1 protein-coding gene is annotated in these 447 nt (G+C 78.3%); it reads left to right on the top strand.

All coding sequences use genetic code 11. From position 1 onward, the window contains the following. The coding region (locus tag ACWJ6R_RS38035; RefSeq protein ID WP_449066808.1) for a hypothetical protein at positions 1-417 on the top strand (417 nt) is incomplete at its 5' end. Positions 418-447 lie beyond the last annotated feature (30 nt).

The following is a 447-nucleotide window of genomic DNA, read 5'->3' as shown; positions in this document are numbered from 1 at the left end:
CCTCGCCGGGACGAAGGAGGCGGGGGCGGACGGCGGCGCGGGCGGGCCGCCGGGGGCATCGTGGCCGGGGCCGCCTACCTGGTGCGCGTGCCCGATGAGCCCTCGCCCGGCGATGACCCGCACGGCGACCTGGCGGCCGCCCTCCAGCGGGAGTACGGCCCGCTGCGCGGCGGCACCTTCACGATGACGGTCACCGCCTGCGGCCCGCACCTGGTCGAGGGGGTGCGCGTGGTGGAGTCCGGCGACGTCGACCTCGAGCTCACGCCGGAGCAGGTCGACGTCTTCGGCCTGCAGCCGGGCGTGGCCTATCGAGTGCGCGGCGAGTTGTACGACGACGCCGGCCGGGTGGTGGAGATGCCGCTGGCGGTGACGGTCCGGGTCCCCGCCCGGTGGCTGCGCCCGCTCGGCGCCGTCTGAGCGGCGGCGCCCGCCGGCGGCGACCGGAAG

The organism is Planomonospora algeriensis, from assembly GCF_977012225.1.
Note: the sequence above shows the minus strand (reverse complement) of the source record. Positions and strands in the feature narration are given on the sequence as shown.